At 60.7% G+C, this 16,211-nt stretch carries 15 protein-coding genes; 10 read left to right on the forward strand and 5 right to left on the reverse strand.

Features of this window, described 5'->3' with window-relative positions:
* Positions 1-74: 74 nt before the first annotated feature.
* Together ybbP and ybbA are read right to left on the reverse strand one after the other, a co-directional pair.
* Positions 75-2,492 (reverse strand): putative ABC transporter permease subunit YbbP, encoded by a 2,418-nt coding sequence (gene ybbP, locus C1N84_RS13695; RefSeq protein WP_264441562.1) that lies wholly within the window; start codon positions 2,490-2,492, stop codon positions 75-77.
* A complete protein-coding gene (ybbA, locus tag C1N84_RS13700) occupies positions 2,489-3,175 on the reverse strand; it encodes a putative ABC transporter ATP-binding protein YbbA (protein WP_394541641.1) in 687 nt (228 codons plus the stop codon). The genes ybbP and ybbA overlap by 4 nt, the downstream gene beginning before the upstream one ends.
* Here ybbA and tesA point away from each other — a divergent pair.
* The 5 genes from tesA to C1N84_RS13725 all read left to right on the forward strand — a co-directional run bounded on the left by tesA (position 3,143) and on the right by C1N84_RS13725 (position 6,945).
* Positions 3,143-3,769, forward strand: coding sequence for a multifunctional acyl-CoA thioesterase I/protease I/lysophospholipase L1 (gene tesA / locus C1N84_RS13705; protein ID WP_394541642.1), 627 nt, complete (start codon positions 3,143-3,145; stop codon positions 3,767-3,769). The genes ybbA and tesA overlap by 33 nt on opposite strands.
* Before the next feature lie 31 nt (positions 3,770-3,800).
* Positions 3,801-4,574, forward strand: coding sequence for an SDR family oxidoreductase (locus tag C1N84_RS13710; protein WP_021508638.1), 774 nt, complete (start codon positions 3,801-3,803; stop codon positions 4,572-4,574).
* A gap of 79 nt (positions 4,575-4,653) precedes the next feature.
* On the forward strand, positions 4,654-5,508 hold the full coding sequence (locus C1N84_RS13715) for a thioredoxin family protein (protein WP_021508639.1): 855 nt from the start codon (positions 4,654-4,656) through the stop codon (positions 5,506-5,508).
* 64 nt (positions 5,509-5,572) lie between these two features.
* Positions 5,573-6,487 (forward strand): SPFH domain-containing protein, encoded by a 915-nt coding sequence (locus tag C1N84_RS13720; protein ID WP_021508640.1) that lies wholly within the window; start codon positions 5,573-5,575, stop codon positions 6,485-6,487.
* Positions 6,487-6,945 carry an NfeD family protein gene (locus C1N84_RS13725; protein WP_021508641.1) on the forward strand — a complete coding sequence of 153 codons (459 nt, stop codon included), beginning with the start codon at positions 6,487-6,489 and terminating at the stop codon, positions 6,943-6,945. Before C1N84_RS13720 ends, C1N84_RS13725 begins: the two co-directional genes overlap by 1 nt.
* On the opposite strand, the gene cueR is transcribed toward C1N84_RS13725, so the two are convergent.
* Positions 6,921-7,337: a Cu(I)-responsive transcriptional regulator gene (gene cueR / locus C1N84_RS13730; protein ID WP_021508642.1), complete on the reverse strand. Its 417-nt coding sequence runs from the start codon at positions 7,335-7,337 to the stop codon at positions 6,921-6,923. The two genes, C1N84_RS13725 and cueR, sit on opposite strands and share 25 nt — an antisense overlap.
* A gap of 95 nt (positions 7,338-7,432) precedes the next feature.
* Here cueR and copA point away from each other — a divergent pair, with 95 nt between their 5' ends.
* The 3 genes from copA to ybaK all read left to right on the forward strand — a co-directional run bounded on the left by copA (position 7,433) and on the right by ybaK (position 11,455).
* A complete protein-coding gene (gene copA / locus C1N84_RS13735; protein WP_150360931.1) occupies positions 7,433-9,943 on the forward strand; it encodes a copper-exporting P-type ATPase CopA in 2,511 nt (836 codons plus the stop codon).
* Between the two features lie 68 nt (positions 9,944-10,011).
* Positions 10,012-10,812: a TraB/GumN family protein gene (locus C1N84_RS13740; protein WP_021508644.1), complete on the forward strand. Its 801-nt coding sequence runs from the start codon at positions 10,012-10,014 to the stop codon at positions 10,810-10,812.
* A gap of 163 nt (positions 10,813-10,975) precedes the next feature.
* Positions 10,976-11,455 (forward strand): Cys-tRNA(Pro)/Cys-tRNA(Cys) deacylase YbaK, encoded by a 480-nt coding sequence (gene ybaK / locus C1N84_RS13745; RefSeq protein WP_150360899.1) that lies wholly within the window; start codon positions 10,976-10,978, stop codon positions 11,453-11,455.
* Here the strand turns inward: ybaK and C1N84_RS13750 are convergent.
* Positions 11,452-12,321, reverse strand: coding sequence for a LysR family transcriptional regulator (locus tag C1N84_RS13750; protein ID WP_264441564.1), 870 nt, complete (start codon positions 12,319-12,321; stop codon positions 11,452-11,454). The genes ybaK and C1N84_RS13750 overlap by 4 nt on opposite strands.
* 90 nt (positions 12,322-12,411) lie before the next feature.
* Here C1N84_RS13750 and C1N84_RS13755 point away from each other — a divergent pair, with 90 nt between their 5' ends.
* The gene (locus tag C1N84_RS13755; protein ID WP_021508647.1) at positions 12,412-12,843 is read left to right on the forward strand and encodes a multidrug/biocide efflux PACE transporter; all 432 of its coding nucleotides are present in this window, start codon (positions 12,412-12,414) and stop codon (positions 12,841-12,843) included.
* A gap of 34 nt (positions 12,844-12,877) precedes the next feature.
* Here C1N84_RS13755 and ushA read toward each other — a convergent pair whose 3' ends face one another.
* The gene (gene ushA, locus C1N84_RS13760) at positions 12,878-14,629 is read right to left on the reverse strand and encodes a bifunctional UDP-sugar hydrolase/5'-nucleotidase UshA (RefSeq protein WP_150360898.1); all 1,752 of its coding nucleotides are present in this window, start codon (positions 14,627-14,629) and stop codon (positions 12,878-12,880) included.
* Positions 14,630-14,792: 163 nt separating this feature from the next.
* On the opposite strand from ushA, the gene C1N84_RS13765 reads away from it, so the two are divergent.
* Positions 14,793-15,992 (forward strand): MFS transporter, encoded by a 1,200-nt coding sequence (locus C1N84_RS13765; protein ID WP_058769404.1) that lies wholly within the window; start codon positions 14,793-14,795, stop codon positions 15,990-15,992.
* Positions 15,993-16,211: the final 219 nt, after the last annotated feature.

Consider the following 16,211-nt stretch of genomic DNA (forward strand, 5'->3'; position numbering starts at 1 on the left):
AGTGTTCACTATGTCCCCGAACACCTGTCTGCCATGTCCCCGGACTGTACAGGGAGAGGGCCGGGGTGAGGGCATCAGGCAGCATCAAACCGCCTGAACAGCGCTTTCCCCTTCAGTAAGCGGACACCCAGCCAGCCGCCGCACAGCGACAGCAATGCCGCGCCACACAGCGGCAGCGCCAGCCACAGCGTCCAGTCCGGCTGCCACGGGAAATCAAAAATCTTACGCTGAAGTCCCCACAGTGCCGCTTCCGCCCCCAGCGCCGCCGCGATTCCGGCGACCACGCCAAGCAGCGCAAACTCACACCACAGCGTGCCGCGCAGCAGGCGCTGGCTGGCACCGAGCGTGCGATACACCACCAGCTCCTGCCGGCGCTGGCGCATGCCGACCTGGATCTGCGCCAGCAGCAGCAATACACCGCAAACCGTCACCAGGATCACCATGATCTCCAGCGCCTGGCTCACCTGCGCCAGCACCTGTCCAATCTGCTTCAGCATGCTGCCGACATCCAGCAGGCTCAGCGTCGGGAACGCGCGGTTGAGCTGCGCCAGCAGCGCGGGATCGTTCGCCATACGGAAGCTGGTCAGCCAGGTTTGTGGCTGCTGATCGAGCGCGCCCGGCGGGAAGATAAAGAAGAAGTTTGGCCGCAGGCTCTCCCAGTCGACTTTGCGCAGACTGGTGATGGTCGCGCTGAACTGCTGCGTATCGCCGCTAAAGGTCAGCCTGTCGCCCAGTTTTACGCCCAGACGATCGGCCAGCTCGACCTCCATCGAGACTTCACCGGCTTTCGGCGGCCAGCTGCCGGCCACCAGCGGATTGTGATCCGGACGCTCAGCCTGCCACGTCAGATTCAGCTCACGATTCAGCGCATTATCCAGGTTAGGATCGGCCGGCTTGCCGTTCAGTTCCGTGAGTCGCGCCCGTACGATCGGATAGAACGTGCCAGCGTTGACCTGATGCTGATGCAGGAAATCGCGCACCTGCGGCACCTGCTGCTGGCTCAGATTGAGCAGAAAATAGTTAGGCGCATCCGCCGGCAACTGCTGCTGCCAGCGATCGAGCAGATCGCCGCGCATCACCAGCAATAACGCCAGCAGCATAAAGGAGAGCGAAAACGCCGCCAGCTGGCTGAGCGTCATGGCTGGCTGACGCAGCAGACGGTTGATCGCCAGGCGCAGCGCCAGATTACGCACCACCAGTCTGCGCAGCAGCAGGAGCGTGCCCCAGCCGAGCAGCGCCAGCAGCAGTGCCAGCATCACCACACCAGCCAGCAGCGCCCACAGCATTTTGCTGCCGCCCATCAGCAGCGCAAGGAGTGCCACTACCACCAGCGCCATCACCGGCAGATAAATGCGCAGCGGCCACAGCGTGGCTATCGCGTCACGACGCAGCACGCGCAGCGGCTGTGTGGCCATCAGCAGACGGTATGGACGCAACCCGACCAGCAGCGAGATTACCACCAGCGCGCCAATCGCCCACAGCCACGGCCAGACGCTGGCAGCCGGTAAAGCGGCGGGCAGCACCGGTTTGAGCATTATCAGCAGCGCGACTTCAATGCCCTGCCCCAGCGCACTGCCGGCGATGGCCGCCAGCAGCAGCACGGCCAGCCACTGACCGATAATCAGCCGCTGCAGCGATTTACGCGTGGCACCCAGCGTTTTCAGCACCGCCACCAGATCGTAACGGCTGCGGCAGTAATGACTCATGGCGACGGCCACTGCGGCAATCGCCAGCAGCAGGGTTAACAGCGCCGAGAGCAACAGAAACTGCTGCGCACGCTGCATTGAGCGGCCCAGCGCATCCTCGGAATTTTCCACGCTGATCCAGCGCTCGCCGGCCTGCAATTGCGGCTGAATCCAGCGATCATAGCGCGCCAGCGGTGCCGCCTCGCCGGAAAACTTATAGCGCCAGCTCAGCCGGCTACCGGGCTGGATGGCGCCGGTTTTCTCCACGTCAGCAAGGTTCATCAGCAAACGCGGCGCCGTCTGAAACGGATTAAATCCGCCGTCCGGCTCCTGAATCACTTCGCCGGCAATGCGCAGAGTGGTATCGCCCACGTCAATGCGGTCACCGACCTTCAGGTTAAGCAGCGCCAGCAGACGCGGCGCGGCCAGCACCGTTCCGGCCTCCGGACGCAGGCCGGGCGGATCCGTCTGCAGGGTGCCGAACATCGGGTAGGCATCATCGACCGCTTTGACATCGGCCAGCTGCGGTGTCTCCTGCGCAAAGGTCATGGTCATAAAGCTGAGCTGCCGGCTGACCGCCAGCCCCTCTTCGCGCGCTTTGTCCAGCCACGCATCCGGTGCCGGTTTACTGCTGCGCAGCGTGCGGTCGCCGGCCATAAAGTCACGGCTCTGCTGGCTCAGCCCTTTCTCCATGCGATCGCTGATGGAGCCCAGAGCCAGCACGCAGGCCACCGCCAGCGTCAGCGCCAGCCAGACAATCAGCAGCGAGGGCGAACGCCACTCGCGCCAGAACCAGCGCCAGATCATGCTTCCTCCCACAGCTTGCCGTCGCGCAGCCGCAGGCGACGATCGCAGCGTGCCGCCAGCTGCTCATCGTGCGTCACCAGAATCAGCGTGGTGGCGAAATCGCGGTTGAGCGAAAACAGCAGATCGGCGATGCGTTCGCCGGTTTTGCGATCGAGGTTACCGGTCGGCTCATCGGCAAACAGCAGGCCGGGACGGCTGCTGAAGGCGCGCGCCAGCGCCACGCGCTGCTGTTCGCCGCCGGAGAGCTGGGCCGGCAGATGGTGCAGACGATCTTTTAGTCCGAGCTGCGTCAGTAATTCAGTGGCCTGCGCGCGACTGTCGCGATCGCTGTCTCCGCGCAGCAGTGCCGGAAGCTGGACGTTCTCCAGCGCGTTGAGCGTGGGCACCAGCATAAAGGACTGAAACACAAAACCGACCTCACGCGCACGTAACGCGGCGCGCTGCTCTTCGTTCATCTGGTGCAGCGGCTGGCCCAGCAGATGCACTTCGCCGCTGCTGCCATCATCCAGTCCGGCGAGAATCCCCAGCAGGGTGGATTTCCCGGATCCCGACTCGCCGATCAGCGCCAGCGTCTCGGCTGGTTTGACAACCAGCTCAACTCCGGTAAGGATGGTCAGCTGATGCTCTCCCTGACCGACGGACTTAGTAAGATGATGAACTGCAACAATGTTTTCCGCTGGCATTATTCCTTCCTGTTGTTATTGCTGCTGCTGGTGTCGCGCATCGCCGCCGCCGATACCCTGCTGATTCTCGGCGATAGCCTGAGTGCCGGCTATCGCATGTCCGCCACCGCCGCCTGGCCGAGCCTGCTCGACAAAACCTGGCAACAGCAGCCCAAAGTGGTTAACGCCAGCATCAGCGGTGATACCGCCGGTCAGGGGCTGGTGCGGTTGCCGGGCCTATTAAAACAGCATCAGCCGCAGTGGGTGTTAATCGAATTGGGCGGTAACGATGGGCTGCGCGGCTTCCCGCCGCAAAACATCGCGCAGGATCTGAGTAAAATTATCGATCAGGTCAAAGCCGCTAACGCCCAGCCGCTGCTGATGCAAATTCGTCTGCCGGCTAATTATGGCCGACGCTACACCGACGCGTTCAGCGCGCTCTATCCGCGCCTCGCGCAGCAGTATCATATTCCGCTGGTACCGTTCTTTATGGAGCAGGTTTATCTGAAGCCGGAGTGGATGCAGCAGGACGGTATTCACCCCAATCCGGATGCGCAGCCGTTCATCGCCACCCTGATGGCTGAGCAACTGGCTCCGCTAGTTAAGCATGATTAACGCCGCGACGTGCCCAATGACAGGTAAAGATATGCAAAAGTCCGTATTAATTACCGGCTGCTCCAGCGGCATCGGTCTGGTGGCGGCCAACGATCTGCTGGCGCGCGGCTATCGCGTGCTAGCCGCCTGTCGCCGTGCTGACGATGTGGCGCGCATGGATGAGCTCGGCTTCACCGGCATCCTGCTGGATCTTGACGATCCGGCCAGCGTGGATGCCGCCGCCGATCGCGTGCTGGCCCTCACCGACCACTGCCTGCACGGGCTGTTCAATAACGGCGGCTTCGGCCAGTACGGTCCGCTGACCAGCGTGTCGCGTCAGCAGCTGGAGCAGCAATTCTCCACCAACTTTTTTGGCACCCACCAGCTGACGCTGCGCCTGTTGCCGGCGCTGCAAAATAGCGGTGACGGGCGGATTATCAACACCAGCTCGGTGCTCGGCCTGATTTCGACGCCGGGCCGCGGCGCTTATGCCGCCAGTAAATGGGCGCTGGAGGCGTGGAGCGATGCGCTGCGCATGGAAGTGCGCCACAGCGGCGTGCGCGTCAGCCTGATTGAGCCAGGCCCGATTACCACCCGGTTTACCGAAAACGTGCAGCAGGGCGAACGCGACAAGCCCGTGCGCAACCCCGGTATCGCCGCGCGCTTTAGCCTGCCGCCGGAGGCGATTCTGCCGAAACTGCGGCATGCGCTGGAGAGTAAACATCCGCGCCTGCGCTATCCGGTGACGCTGGTCGCCTGGGCGATGAGTCTGCTCAAGCGACTGCTGCCGGGCTGGATGCTGGATCGCATTTTACGCAGTAACTAAACTGCAAGCCGGAATTGAACTTGAAGCCGGGGCGTTTGCCCCCATATCCTCAACACACTTTCTGCCAAGAGACGTATTCATGTCACACGCTTTGATTATCGACATCAACGAATCCAACCTGCAGCAGACGCTGGAGCAATCGATGCAGCTGCCGGTACTGTTCTACTTCTGGTCGGAGCGCAGCCAGCACTGCCAGCAGCTGACGCCGGTGCTGGAGCGTCTGGCACAGGAGTACGCCGGCCAGTTTATTCTGGCGAAGCTGGATTGCGATAAAGAGCAGCTGGTGGCATCGCAGTTTGGTCTGCGCTCTCTGCCGACCGTCTACCTGTTCCAGAACGGCCAGCCGGTCGACGGCTTCCAGGGCCCGCAGCCGGAAGAGGCGATTCGCGCGCTGCTGGAGAAAGTCCTGCCGCGTGAAGAGGAGTTAAAGGCGCAGCAGGCGATGCAGCTAATGCAGGAAGGCAAGCCGCTGGATGCGCTACCGCTGCTGAAAGACGCCTGGCAGCTGAGCAACCAGAACAGTGAAATCGGTTTTCTGCTGGCAGAAGTCCTGATCACCCTGAACCGCAGCGAAGAAGCCGAAGCGGTGCTGGCTGTGGTGCCGTTGCAGGATCAGGATACGCGTTATCAGAGCCTGATTTCGCAAATCGACCTGCTGAAACAGGCCGCCGACACGCCGGAGATCCAGCAGCTGCAGGAGCAGATGGCAAGCGAACCGGACAACGCCGGTCTGGCTGCTAAACTTGCGTTACAGCTGCATCAGGTGGGCCGCAATGAAGAAGCGCTGGAGCTGTTGTTAGGTTTTCTGAAGCGCGATCTCAGCGCCGGTGACGGCGAAGTGCGCAAAATGTTCCAGGAGATTCTGGCGGCCCTCGGCACCGGCGATGCCCTCGCCTCGCGCTATCGTCGCCAGCTCTACTCGCTGCTGTACTGACCGGTACCGCGCGGTAAACGGGCCGAAGCGACTCGGCCCGACAATCTGACAGCCAGGAGGTTATATGTTAACAGTGATTCCCGTCATCATCGTGCTCGCGCTGGTTACCGTGTGGGCCGGTGTCAAAATTGTGCCACAGGGCTACCAGTGGACGGTGGAGCGCTTTGGCCGCTACACCAAAACCTTACCGCCCGGTCTGAATTTAGTCGTGCCGTTCATGGATCGTATTGGTCGCCGGATCAATATGATGGAGCAGGTCCTCGATATTCCGTCACAGGAGATCATCTCCAAAGATAACGCCAACGTCACCATTGATGCAGTGTGCTTTATTCAGGTGGTGGATTCGGCGCGCGCCGCTTATGAAGTCAGCAATCTTGAGCTGGCCATCATCAACCTCACCATGACCAATATCCGCACCGTGCTCGGCGGCATGGAGCTGGATGAGATGCTGTCACAGCGCGATAACATTAATACCCGCCTGCTGCACATTGTGGATGAAGCGACCAATCCGTGGGGGGTAAAAATCACCCGTATTGAAATCCGCGACGTGCGCCCGCCGCAGGAACTGATAGCGGCCATGAACGCGCAGATGAAGGCTGAGCGTACCAAACGCGCCGATATCCTCGCCGCCGAAGGCGTACGCCAGGCGGCCATCCTGCGCGCCGAGGGCGATAAGCAGTCGCAAATCCTTAAAGCGGAAGGCGAACGTACCTCCGCCTTTTTGCAGGCGGAAGCGCGCGAGCGTCAGGCCGAAGCCGAGGCCAACGCCACGCGGATGGTGTCAGAAGCTATCTCTGCCGGAGATATCCAGGCGATTAATTACTTTGTGGCGCAGAAATACACCGATGCCCTGCAAAAAATTGGCGAAGCGAATAACAGCAAAGTGGTGATGATGCCGCTCGACGCCAGTAGCCTGCTCGGCTCGGTGGCCGGTATCAGCGAGCTGCTGAAAGAGAGCCGTCAGGAGCGCAAACCGTGATGCTGATGGAGCTGATTGCGCATCCGCACTGGTTCTGGCTCACGCTGGGCGGTTTACTGCTGGCTGCGGAGATGCTCGGCACCAGCGGTTACCTGCTGTGGAGCGGCGTGGCGGCGGTGCTGGTCGGGATCATTGAGTGGCTATTTCCGTTCTCGTGGACCAGCCAGGGCATGTTGTTCGCCGCCCTGACGCTGCTGTGCGTGTTTTTCTGGTATCGCTGGATGCGCTTTCGCGAAAGTGCGCAGCAGCCCAATACACTCAATCAGCGCGGCAGCCAATTGATTGGCCAGCACCTGACGTTAGACAGTGCGTTAAAAGACGGCGTCGGTCATGTGCGCATTGGTGACAGCAGCTGGCGCGTGCAGGCGCAGGAAGATTTGCCGGCGGGCACGCCGGTGATCGTGACCGGCGTGTCAGGCATCACGCTGCTGATTCAGCCGCGTTTGCCGCCCTCCTGATGACCGCAGCCCGCCAGGTGATTGATGATGGGACATTCGGCACCGTCATCGCCCGGGCAGGCTGCAGCCAGTTCCAGCAGACGCGCGCGCATCGCGTGCAGCTCTTCAATATGCGCCGCGATCTCATCCGCCTTCTGCAGGGTGCGCGCTTTAACATCGGCACTGTGGCGCGCCGGGTTATTAAACAGCGCGACCAGTTCGCGACACTCCTCGAGCGTGAAGCCCACCTGACGCGCCTGGCGCAGAAAATTGAGCTCATCCAGGTGGTGCGCGCCATAACTGCGATAGCCGTTGTCACTGCGTAACGGCGGCGTAACCACCCCTTTCTGTTCGTAAAAACGAATCGCTTTGCTGGTCAGCCCGGTTTTTTTTGCTACATCGCTGATGTTCATCTCTGCCCCTTGACCTTCCCCTGAATGGAAGGTTTAGGCTTTATAACTAATGCAAACCTTGCAGCGAGTCAAACCTGATAAACGAGGAGTTGATGATGTCACACACACAATTACTGGCTCTGGACGGCTTGTCCTGTGGCCACTGTGTTAAACGCGTTAAAGAGGCGCTGGAACAGCGCAGCGATGTGGAACAGGCCGAGGTAACGCAGCAGGAAGCGCGCGTCACCGGCGCAGCCAGCGCCAGCGATCTGATTGCCACCGTTGAGCAGGCTGGTTATCACGCCACGCTGAAAAATGAGGCGTCCAGCCCAAAGCCTGATCCGTTGCCAGCTCAGGAGCCGCAGCCGGAGGCGCTGACAACGGAGTCGCAGCCGGCAGAAGAGAATCTTGCGGTGCACCATCTGCTGATAGGCGGGATGAGCTGCGCCAGCTGTGTCAGCCGCGTCGAGCAGGCGTTACAGAAAGTGCCCGGCGTGAGCCAGGCGCGCGTCAATCTGGGTGAGCGCAGCGCGCTGGTGCTGGGCGATGCCGTACCCTCAGCGCTGGTCAGCGCCGTAGACGAGGCAGGTTATTCTGCGGAAGTGATCGAAGATGAACAAACCCGGCGCGAGCGCCAGCAGGTCAGCGCACAGCAGGCGATGCGCCGCTTTAGCTGGCAGGCGGCGCTGGCGCTGATCGTCGGCGTGCCGATGATGGTCTGGGGCATGCTCGGTGATCACATGATGCTTAACGACAGCAATCAGACGCTCTGGCGCGTGCTCGGTGCCGTCACGCTGGCGGTGATGGTGCTTGCCGGCGGCCACTTCTATCGCAGCGCGTGGCGCAGCCTGCGTCATGCTACCGCCACCATGGACACGCTGGTGGCGCTCGGTACTGGTGCGGCCTGGATCTACTCGATGAGCGTCGCACTGTGGCCGGCATTTTTCCCGCCGCAGGCGCGCCACCTTTATTTTGAAGCCAGCGTGATGATCATCGGCCTGATTAACCTCGGCCATGCGCTGGAACAGCGCGCACGCCAGCGCGCCTCACAGGCGCTGGAGCGGCTGCTGGATTTAACCCCGGCGCAGGCCTGCGTGATCACCGCCGAAGGGGAAAAGCCGCTGCCGCTCAGTGAAATCACACCGGGCATGACGCTGAAGCTGGTCACCGGCGATCGCGTACCGGTGGACGGCGAAGTCAGCCGCGGCGAAGCCTGGCTTGACGAAGCAATGCTCACCGGCGAAGCGCTGCCGCAGTCGCGCCGTCCTGGCGATAAGATTTATGCCGGGACGCTGGTGCAGGACGGATCGCTACAGTTCACCGCCCGCGCCACCGGCAGCCATACCACGCTGGCCCGTATTATCAATCTGGTGCGTCAGGCGCAGAGCAGCAAGCCGGAAATGGGCCGGCTGGCCGATCGCATCTCGGCGGTGTTTGTGCCGGTGGTGGTGGCGATTGCCCTGCTCAGCGGAGCGGTCTGGTATGTTGTCGGACCGCAGCCGCAGCTGGCCTATACGCTGGTGATTGTCACCACGGTGCTGATTATCGCCTGTCCGTGTGCGCTGGGCTTAGCCACGCCGATGTCGGTGATCGCGGGCGTCGGCCGCGCTGCCGAGCTGGGCGTGCTGGTGCGCGATGCCGATGCGCTGCAGCGGGCCAGTGAAGTCGACACCATTGTTTTTGATAAAACCGGCACCCTGACCCGGGGCACGCCGCAGGTCAGCGAGGTGCTGCTGTACAGCGACTGGGATCGTCAGCAGGTATTGCAGGCCGCCGCCCAGCTGGAGCTGGGATCGGGGCATCCGCTGGCGAAGGCCATCGTCGCCGCCGCACCGACCGTCAGTGACGCCCGCGTTGCGCAATTTCGTACAATACGTGGCAAAGGCGTGAGTGCTACTGTCGCTGACAGAACGCTGCTGCTGGGCAATGCGGCGCTGCTGGAAGAGCAGCACATTGACCTGCGCGCCGCACAGCAGGATATCGCGCGACTTGCTGCGCAGGGCGCCACGCCGGTGCTGCTGGCGGATCAGCAGCAGCTGCTGGGCCTGATCGCCCTGCGTGACCAGCTGCGTCCGGAGAGCCGTGCGGCGCTACAGCGGCTGCATCAACTGGGCTACCGTCTGATCATGCTGACCGGTGACCATCAGACCACTGCCGAAGCCATCGCTGCCGAAGCGGGTATCGATGAGGTGATCGCCGGCGTGCTGCCGGACGGTAAAGCGCAGGCGATTGCGCAGCTGCAACAGCAGGGGCGCAGCGTGGTGATGGTGGGCGACGGCATCAACGACGCCCCGGCGCTGGCGCAGGCGGATGTGGGAATCGCCATGGGCGGCGGCAGCGATGTGGCGGTTGAAACCGCGGCGATGGCGCTAATGCGCAACGATCTGCACTGCGTGGCCGACGCGCTGGCGATGGCCAACGCCACGCTGCGCAATATGCGGCAGAATCTGCTGGGTGCCTTTGTCTATAACAGTCTGGGCATTCCGATTGCTGCCGGCATACTCTATCCGTTTACCGGTGTGCTGCTCAGCCCCATCGTCGCCGGTGCCGCCATGGCGCTGTCGTCGATCACCGTGGTGAGCAATGCTAACCGTTTGCTGCGCTTTAAACCGGCGCAGCGGCAATAGCAACCTCTGCCCTGTCTTTCGCTGAGCGAAATCGCTAGCATGGATTTTTGACTTAAAAAGGACACGGCATGAGACGCAGTGTGTGGCACCGCCTGCAACAGCTGGCCAGCAGCCTGTTCCCCGCCAGCTACAGCTGGCCCGCCATGGATATCAGACTCGGAGACCGCCGTCTGCATCTGGCTGGCAGTATTCATATGGGCACGCGCGATATGCAACCGCTGCCGGCCGGCTTGCTGCGCCAGCTGCAGAAAGCCGATGCGCTGGTGGTGGAAGCGGATATTACCCGCGGCAGTTCACCGTTTAGTGAGGGTGAAGCGTATCCGCCGCTGGCAACGCGGCTGACGCCAGAGACGCTGCAACAGCTGACGGCGCTGTGCGATGAGCTGTCACTGAACATCGCGCTGTTTGATAGCCTGCCGTTCTGGCAAATTGCGCTGATGCTGCAGGCGCAGCAGGCGCAGCGGCTGGGGCTGCGACCGCAGTACGGTATTGACTATCAGCTGCTGCAGGCAGCGCAGGCGGCAGGAAAACGCATCATTGAGCTGGAAGGGCCGGAAACGCAGATCGCGTTGCTGAAATCACTACCGCAGGATGGCCTGGCGCTGCTGCTGGATACGCTGGAACACTGGCACACCAACGCGCGACTGCTGCAAACCATGATCAGCTGGTGGCTGGATGCGCCGCCCGCCAGCCAGCCGGTGGCGCTGCCGACTACGTTCAGCAGTGAACTGAACGATACCCTGATGCGCAACCGTAATCAGCACTGGCGCGAGCTGCTGCTGGCGTTGCCGCGCGGGCGCTATGTGGTGGCGGTCGGTGCACTGCATCTGTACGGCGAAGACAATTTGCCGCAGCTGCTGAAGGCATAAAAAAAGAAGGCCAATATTGCTATCGGCCCGTCAAAGAGGAATTTGTTTATGATTTTGGTTATCGCCAGGGTGACTGGCGCCGGCCAATTTTCGCGCAAAGTTCAGATTTTCGCCAGTACTTTCACGCAAACCGAGATAAGAATTTACGTAGCAAGGATTGAATATGACACCCGCCGTAAAACTGCTGGAAAAACAACAGATCGCTTTTACCCTGCATCCCTACGAGCATGACAGCCATGAAACCCACTTCGGTGACGAGGCGGTGCGCAAGCTCAAGCTGGATGCGCGCCAGGTGTTTAAAACCCTGCTGGTGGCGCTTAACGGTGATGGCAAAGCGCTGGCAGTGGCGGTGACGCCGGTCTCCTCACAGCTGGATTTGAAAAAAGTCGCCAAAGCGCTCGGGGCAAAAAAAGCCGACATGGCCGATCCACAACTGGCGCAGCGCGTCACCGGCTATCTGGTGGGTGGCATCAGTCCGCTGGGGCAGAAAAAACGGCTGCCGACGGTGATCGATCAGCAGGCCAGCGAATTCCCGACCATCTTTATTTCCGGCGGCAAGCGCGGGCTGGATATCGAACTGGCCGCGCAGGATCTGGCACGGCTGCTGGATGCCACGCTGGCTGACGTGGCGCGCCGCGATTAATCAGGCTGCTGCGCGCACAGCTGGTCGATCATCCAGCGCCCGGCCGGGCCCGGCGGATTGCGCCGCGACCAGATAACATCCACCGCGATATGCTGCGGCCAGCCCGGCACCGGCAGCTCGCGCAAGACCTGATGACCAAACTGCTGCACCAGCCAGCGCGGCAGTACGCTCCAGCCAAACCCCTGCTCCGCCATCTCCAGCAACAACAGATAAGTTGGGGCCGACCAGGTGCGGCCCGCCGGCAGCGGCTGGCGGGTTTCCACCCAGGTATTGAGCCGCAGCTGACGCAATTCGCCCAGCTGCGCCTCGCTCACCTGCGAACGGGCTGCCAGCGGGTGATCCTGATGCAGGAAAATCGCCATTTGCGCTTCAACCTGCAGTCGCGCCACCGCCAGATCCGGCGGCAAACGCGGCTGGGCGCGCACCACGCCAAGATGTACGCGCCCGGCCTGCAGTAAATCCAGCACATCCTCATCTTCCGCAATCATGCATTCAAACTCGATATCCGGATAGCGTGCCTCAAAGCGCGTCAGCAGATTTTCATGGTGATCGGCCTGCCAGAAGTCGGAAATGGCCAGGCTGAGGCGCGGCTCAACGCCCTGCGACAGCCGCACCGCCAGTTCATCCAGCCGCTGGCTGGCAGCAAGAATTTGCTGCACCTGCGCCAGTGCGCGCTGCCCCTGAGCGGTCAGTACCGGCTGGCGACCGCTGCGATCAAACAGCGCAAAGCCTAAGTCATCTTCGAGATTGGCCACCGCGCTACTGATGGTGGATTGACTTTTTGCCAGCACACGCGCCGCTGCGGAAAACGAGCCGCTGGCGACGGTCTGGACAAATGCCTCAAGGGATTCTGGTGAGTACTTCATGCTGAACCATCGCTTTTATCGATAGGTAATCATTTTATCTTAGCATTGTGCAGTGAGAAAATGCGTGGCGTTACTCAAAAGGAGGTTTATATGCGTACCCGTTCACTGAAAGAACGTTTTTGTCATGCCGCAGGCTTTGAAGGGTTAGCGATCGTCACGGTTGCGCCGCTGGCCGCCTGGGTCATGGATAAACCGCTGTTTCAGATGGGCGCGCTGGCGATTATGCTGTCGACTGTCGCCATGCTGTGGAACATCATTTATAACAGCGGTTTTGACCGCCTCTGTCCGCCGCAGCGCCAGCGCGGTCTCGGCCTGCGCGCGCTGCATGCGCTCGGCTTTGAGGGCGGCTTTATCCTCATCGGCCTGCCGATTGCCGCGTGGATGTTGCACATTTCGCTGCTGGACGCTTTCCTGCTGGAAGTGGCGTTCTTTCTGTTCTTTCTGCCCTACACCATGGCTTACAACTGGGCATGGGATAAGCTGCGCCAGCGCTGGGTGAGCCAGAAATCCTGCCGCGCCTGAAAAACCACGGGCGGCTGAAGTGCCGCCCGTTTTGTCACTCGTGCGCCGCGCGTGGCCAGATCCACGCCAGGATCATCTGCGGATAGCTGCGCTTCTTTTGCTTCTCCAGCGCTTTGTCGCGCTCCTCAACCTGCTGCGGTGTCAGATGCACAATCTGCGGTGGCGCATAATCGGCGACGCGCAGCGGTGAGTGCTGACTGACATAGTTGCGCAGCACCTCGGCATCACGCAGGCCGCTGTTGCGGAAACCAGCATGGCCATCAATCACCGGGTAGCCGTCGCCGCCGCTGGCGTTAAAGCTGTTGGTGGCCATGCGATAGGTTTTATCCAGCTGCAGCGGCTCGCCATTGATTTTCACTGCGCTGACGCTTTTGCCATCGGCCACCAGGCTGATGTTGCTGAACTGCGCGAAACCGCCGGAATCGGCTTTGATATTCGCCACCATCGCCAGGTAGTTCAGCAGCTCTTTGCCCGTCAGCGTCACGGACACTACCTGATTGCCAAACGGCTGGATCTGCAACAGATCGCGCCAGCTGATCTCTCCTTGCGCCAGCGAGGTGCGAATACCGCCGCCGCTGATAACGGCAAAGTCGGCCTGAGTAGCCGCCATCTGCGCGCGCAGGATCAGCTGAGCCAGTGGCATTTGTTCAAAGCGCACCTTGCTGCGGTCGCCATCAAACACGCTGTCGCTGCGACCCACGTTGACCGCCAGCTGTTTGCCGGCGCGCAGCTGATACGGCGTCAGCAGCTTCATCATTGCGCCGTTCTGCGCTATCGCTTCCTGATACGGCAGCCAGGTTTCGCTGCCATCAAGGTTTTTCACCTTGTGCTTAAGGTTGACCGGAATCAGCTGATAGTTATCCAGCGTCAGCTCACCGTTGCGGAAGGTGAAATCGCCGCGACCGACAAATTTCCCCCACTCTTTTGCCTGCACGATCCACACGCCGTTCTGGCGATCCGGCTGGCACGGCTGTCCGGGCTGATAATCCGCTACGCTGACGTTCTCTTTTGCCATGCACACTGCATCGTGCGAATGGCCGCCGACGATCACGTTAACCGTGCCCGGCGGCAGGCTGCGCGCCAGCTCCACATCGCCCGGTGCGTTGCTGCCATGCTGCCCGTCGTCGTAGTGGCCCATGTGCGTCAGCGCGATAATTACATCCGGCTTGTCGCTGGCGCGCAGTTCCGCCACCGCTTTTTCCGTCTCTTTCACCGGATCGCGAATCTCTATCTGCGCTACGTTCTGCGGATTGGCGATGCGCAGCGTATCAGTGGTGGTCAGGCCGATCACCGCAATTTTCAGCCCCATACGATTGAATATCGCCCACGGCTTAAACAGGCGCTTATCGCTGCCTTTGGCATAAATGTTGGCGGCAAGAAACGGAAACTTCGCCCATTTCTGCTGCTTTTGCAGCACGCTGAGCGGTTTGTCGAATTCGTGGTTACCGAGCGCCATCGCATCATAGCCGATAAGGTTCATGCCACGAATGTCCGGCTCGGCGTTCAGCACATCCGATTCCGGCACGCCGGTGTTAACGTCGCCCGCCGACAGAATCAGCGCACCGCCGCCTTTGGCCTGTACATCATACCGCTGCTGATCCATCAGCGTTTTTTGCGCGGCCAGACCATATTCGCCCTGCGCGTTGGCCCAGAAATGGCCGTGATGATCGTTGGTGTGCAAAATGCTGAAGCGATAGCTGCGGTCCGGCTGCCACGCCTGCGCCAGCAGCGGCAACAGCAGCATAATCAGCGCCAGCCAGCGCCCTCTGTGCGGTGATAACAACAAAGCCGATCTCCTTATTCTGCGTTTTTTACCGGGCGGTGCGCCTGATGTGCTTTTTCGCCCTTCTGTGTCGCACAGTTCGCCCTTTAACTCAAGGCCAAAGGCGAATACAGTCATGCATGACGTAACAATCTGATAACGAAATTCCCACCCCTTCAGGATCTTTATGGCAAGTGAACAGACGTTAACCCCGACGCGGCGCACCGGGCGTACCGCTTTTGGCATTCTTGGTGCCATCAGTCTCGCGCATCTGCTGAACGATATGCTGCAATCGCTATTACTGGCGATCTATCCGCTGCTGCAGAAAGATTTCAGCCTCAGCTTTGTGCAAATTGGTTTGATTACGCTGACATATCAGGTTACGGCCTCATTATTACAACCGCTAATTGGCTATTACACCGACAAATATCCGAAACCCTGGTCACTGCCGGTCGGGATGGGGTTTACCCTGTTCGGTCTGGTGCTGCTGACCTTTGCCAGCACTTATCCGCAGGTGCTGCTGGCCGCAGCGCTGGTTGGCTGCGGCTCATCGGTGTTCCATCCGGAATCGTCGCGCGTGGCGCGTATGGCCTCCGGCGGCCGCCACGGGCTGGCTCAGTCGCTGTTTCAGGTCGGTGGTAATTTTGGCAGCGCGCTCGGGCCGCTGCTGGCCGCCATCATCGTCGCGCCCTATGGCAAAGGCCATCTCAGCTGGTTCATGCTGGCCGCGCTGCTCGGCATCATTGTGCTGCTGCAGGTGAGCCGCTGGTACAGCCACCAGCAGCGCGCCACGCAGGCCAGCGCTGCCAGCAGGCCGCGCAACCCTCTGCCGCGCAATAAAGTGGCGCTGGCCATCGGCATTCTGCTGCTGCTGATTTTCTCTAAGTACTTTTACCTCACCAGCCTGAGCAGTTATTACACCTTCTATCTGATGCACAAATTCGGGCTGTCCGTGCAGGCCTCGCAGTTCCATCTGTTTGCCTTTCTCGGCGCGGTCGCCGCCGGCACCATTATCGGTGGGCCGATAGGCGATAAAATCGGGCGGAAATATGTCATCTGGGGATCGATTCTCGGCGTGGCGCCGTTTACCCTGCTGTTACCGCACGCCAGCCTGATGTGGACCAGCGTGCTGAGCGTAATTATTGGCCTGATCCTGGCCTCGGCGTTTTCCGCCATTCTGGTCTATGCCCAGGAGCTGCTGCCCGGGCGTATCGGCATGGTTTCCGGGCTGTTTTTCGGTTTTGCTTTTGGCATGGGTGGCCTCGGCGCAGCGGTCCTGGGCGTAGTAGCCGACCACACCAGTATCGAGTGGGTGTATCAAATCTGCGCCTGGCTGCCACTTATTGGCCTGTTGACCGCTTTCTTACCTGATCAGCAGCAGCGCTGAGCCCTTTCGGGGGGCAACTATTTTTCTCTGCCCCCCTCCATTCTGCATAAATCCTGCCGATATGCTGAGATAACTGAGGAAAATAGCGCTTCGGCTGCGTTTTTGTCTCATTTTTTCAATTTTTTCGTCTTTCACCGCTCAAATGTTTAAACGCGGCGAACGATTGTGCATTACACTAGGTTGTTACAATCGGATACATTTGCACACAAGGAGACAGGC

It is taken from the genome of Pantoea sp. SGAir0418 (assembly GCF_043529865.1).

Bases quoted from the DNA above. Each gene is read 5' to 3' on its own strand.
- ybbP (WP_264441562.1), bottom strand. From the start codon at position 2,492: ATGATCTGGCGCTGGTTCTGGCGCGAGTGGCGTTCGCCCTCGCTGCTG.
- tesA (WP_394541642.1), top strand. From the start codon at position 3,143: ATGATGAACTGCAACAATGTTTTCCGCTGGCATTATTCCTTCCTGTTG.
- ybbA (WP_394541641.1), bottom strand. From the start codon at position 3,175: ATGCCAGCGGAAAACATTGTTGCAGTTCATCATCTTACTAAGTCCGTC.
- C1N84_RS13710 (WP_021508638.1), top strand. From the start codon at position 3,801: ATGCAAAAGTCCGTATTAATTACCGGCTGCTCCAGCGGCATCGGTCTG.
- C1N84_RS13715 (WP_021508639.1), top strand. From the start codon at position 4,654: ATGTCACACGCTTTGATTATCGACATCAACGAATCCAACCTGCAGCAG.
- C1N84_RS13720 (WP_021508640.1), top strand. From the start codon at position 5,573: ATGTTAACAGTGATTCCCGTCATCATCGTGCTCGCGCTGGTTACCGTG.
- C1N84_RS13725 (WP_021508641.1), top strand. From the start codon at position 6,487: ATGCTGATGGAGCTGATTGCGCATCCGCACTGGTTCTGGCTCACGCTG.
- cueR (WP_021508642.1), bottom strand. From the start codon at position 7,337: ATGAACATCAGCGATGTAGCAAAAAAAACCGGGCTGACCAGCAAAGCG.
- copA (WP_150360931.1), top strand. From the start codon at position 7,433: ATGTCACACACACAATTACTGGCTCTGGACGGCTTGTCCTGTGGCCAC.
- C1N84_RS13740 (WP_021508644.1), top strand. From the start codon at position 10,012: ATGAGACGCAGTGTGTGGCACCGCCTGCAACAGCTGGCCAGCAGCCTG.
- ybaK (WP_150360899.1), top strand. From the start codon at position 10,976: ATGACACCCGCCGTAAAACTGCTGGAAAAACAACAGATCGCTTTTACC.
- C1N84_RS13750 (WP_264441564.1), bottom strand. From the start codon at position 12,321: ATGAAGTACTCACCAGAATCCCTTGAGGCATTTGTCCAGACCGTCGCC.
- C1N84_RS13755 (WP_021508647.1), top strand. From the start codon at position 12,412: ATGCGTACCCGTTCACTGAAAGAACGTTTTTGTCATGCCGCAGGCTTT.
- C1N84_RS13765 (WP_058769404.1), top strand. From the start codon at position 14,793: ATGGCAAGTGAACAGACGTTAACCCCGACGCGGCGCACCGGGCGTACC.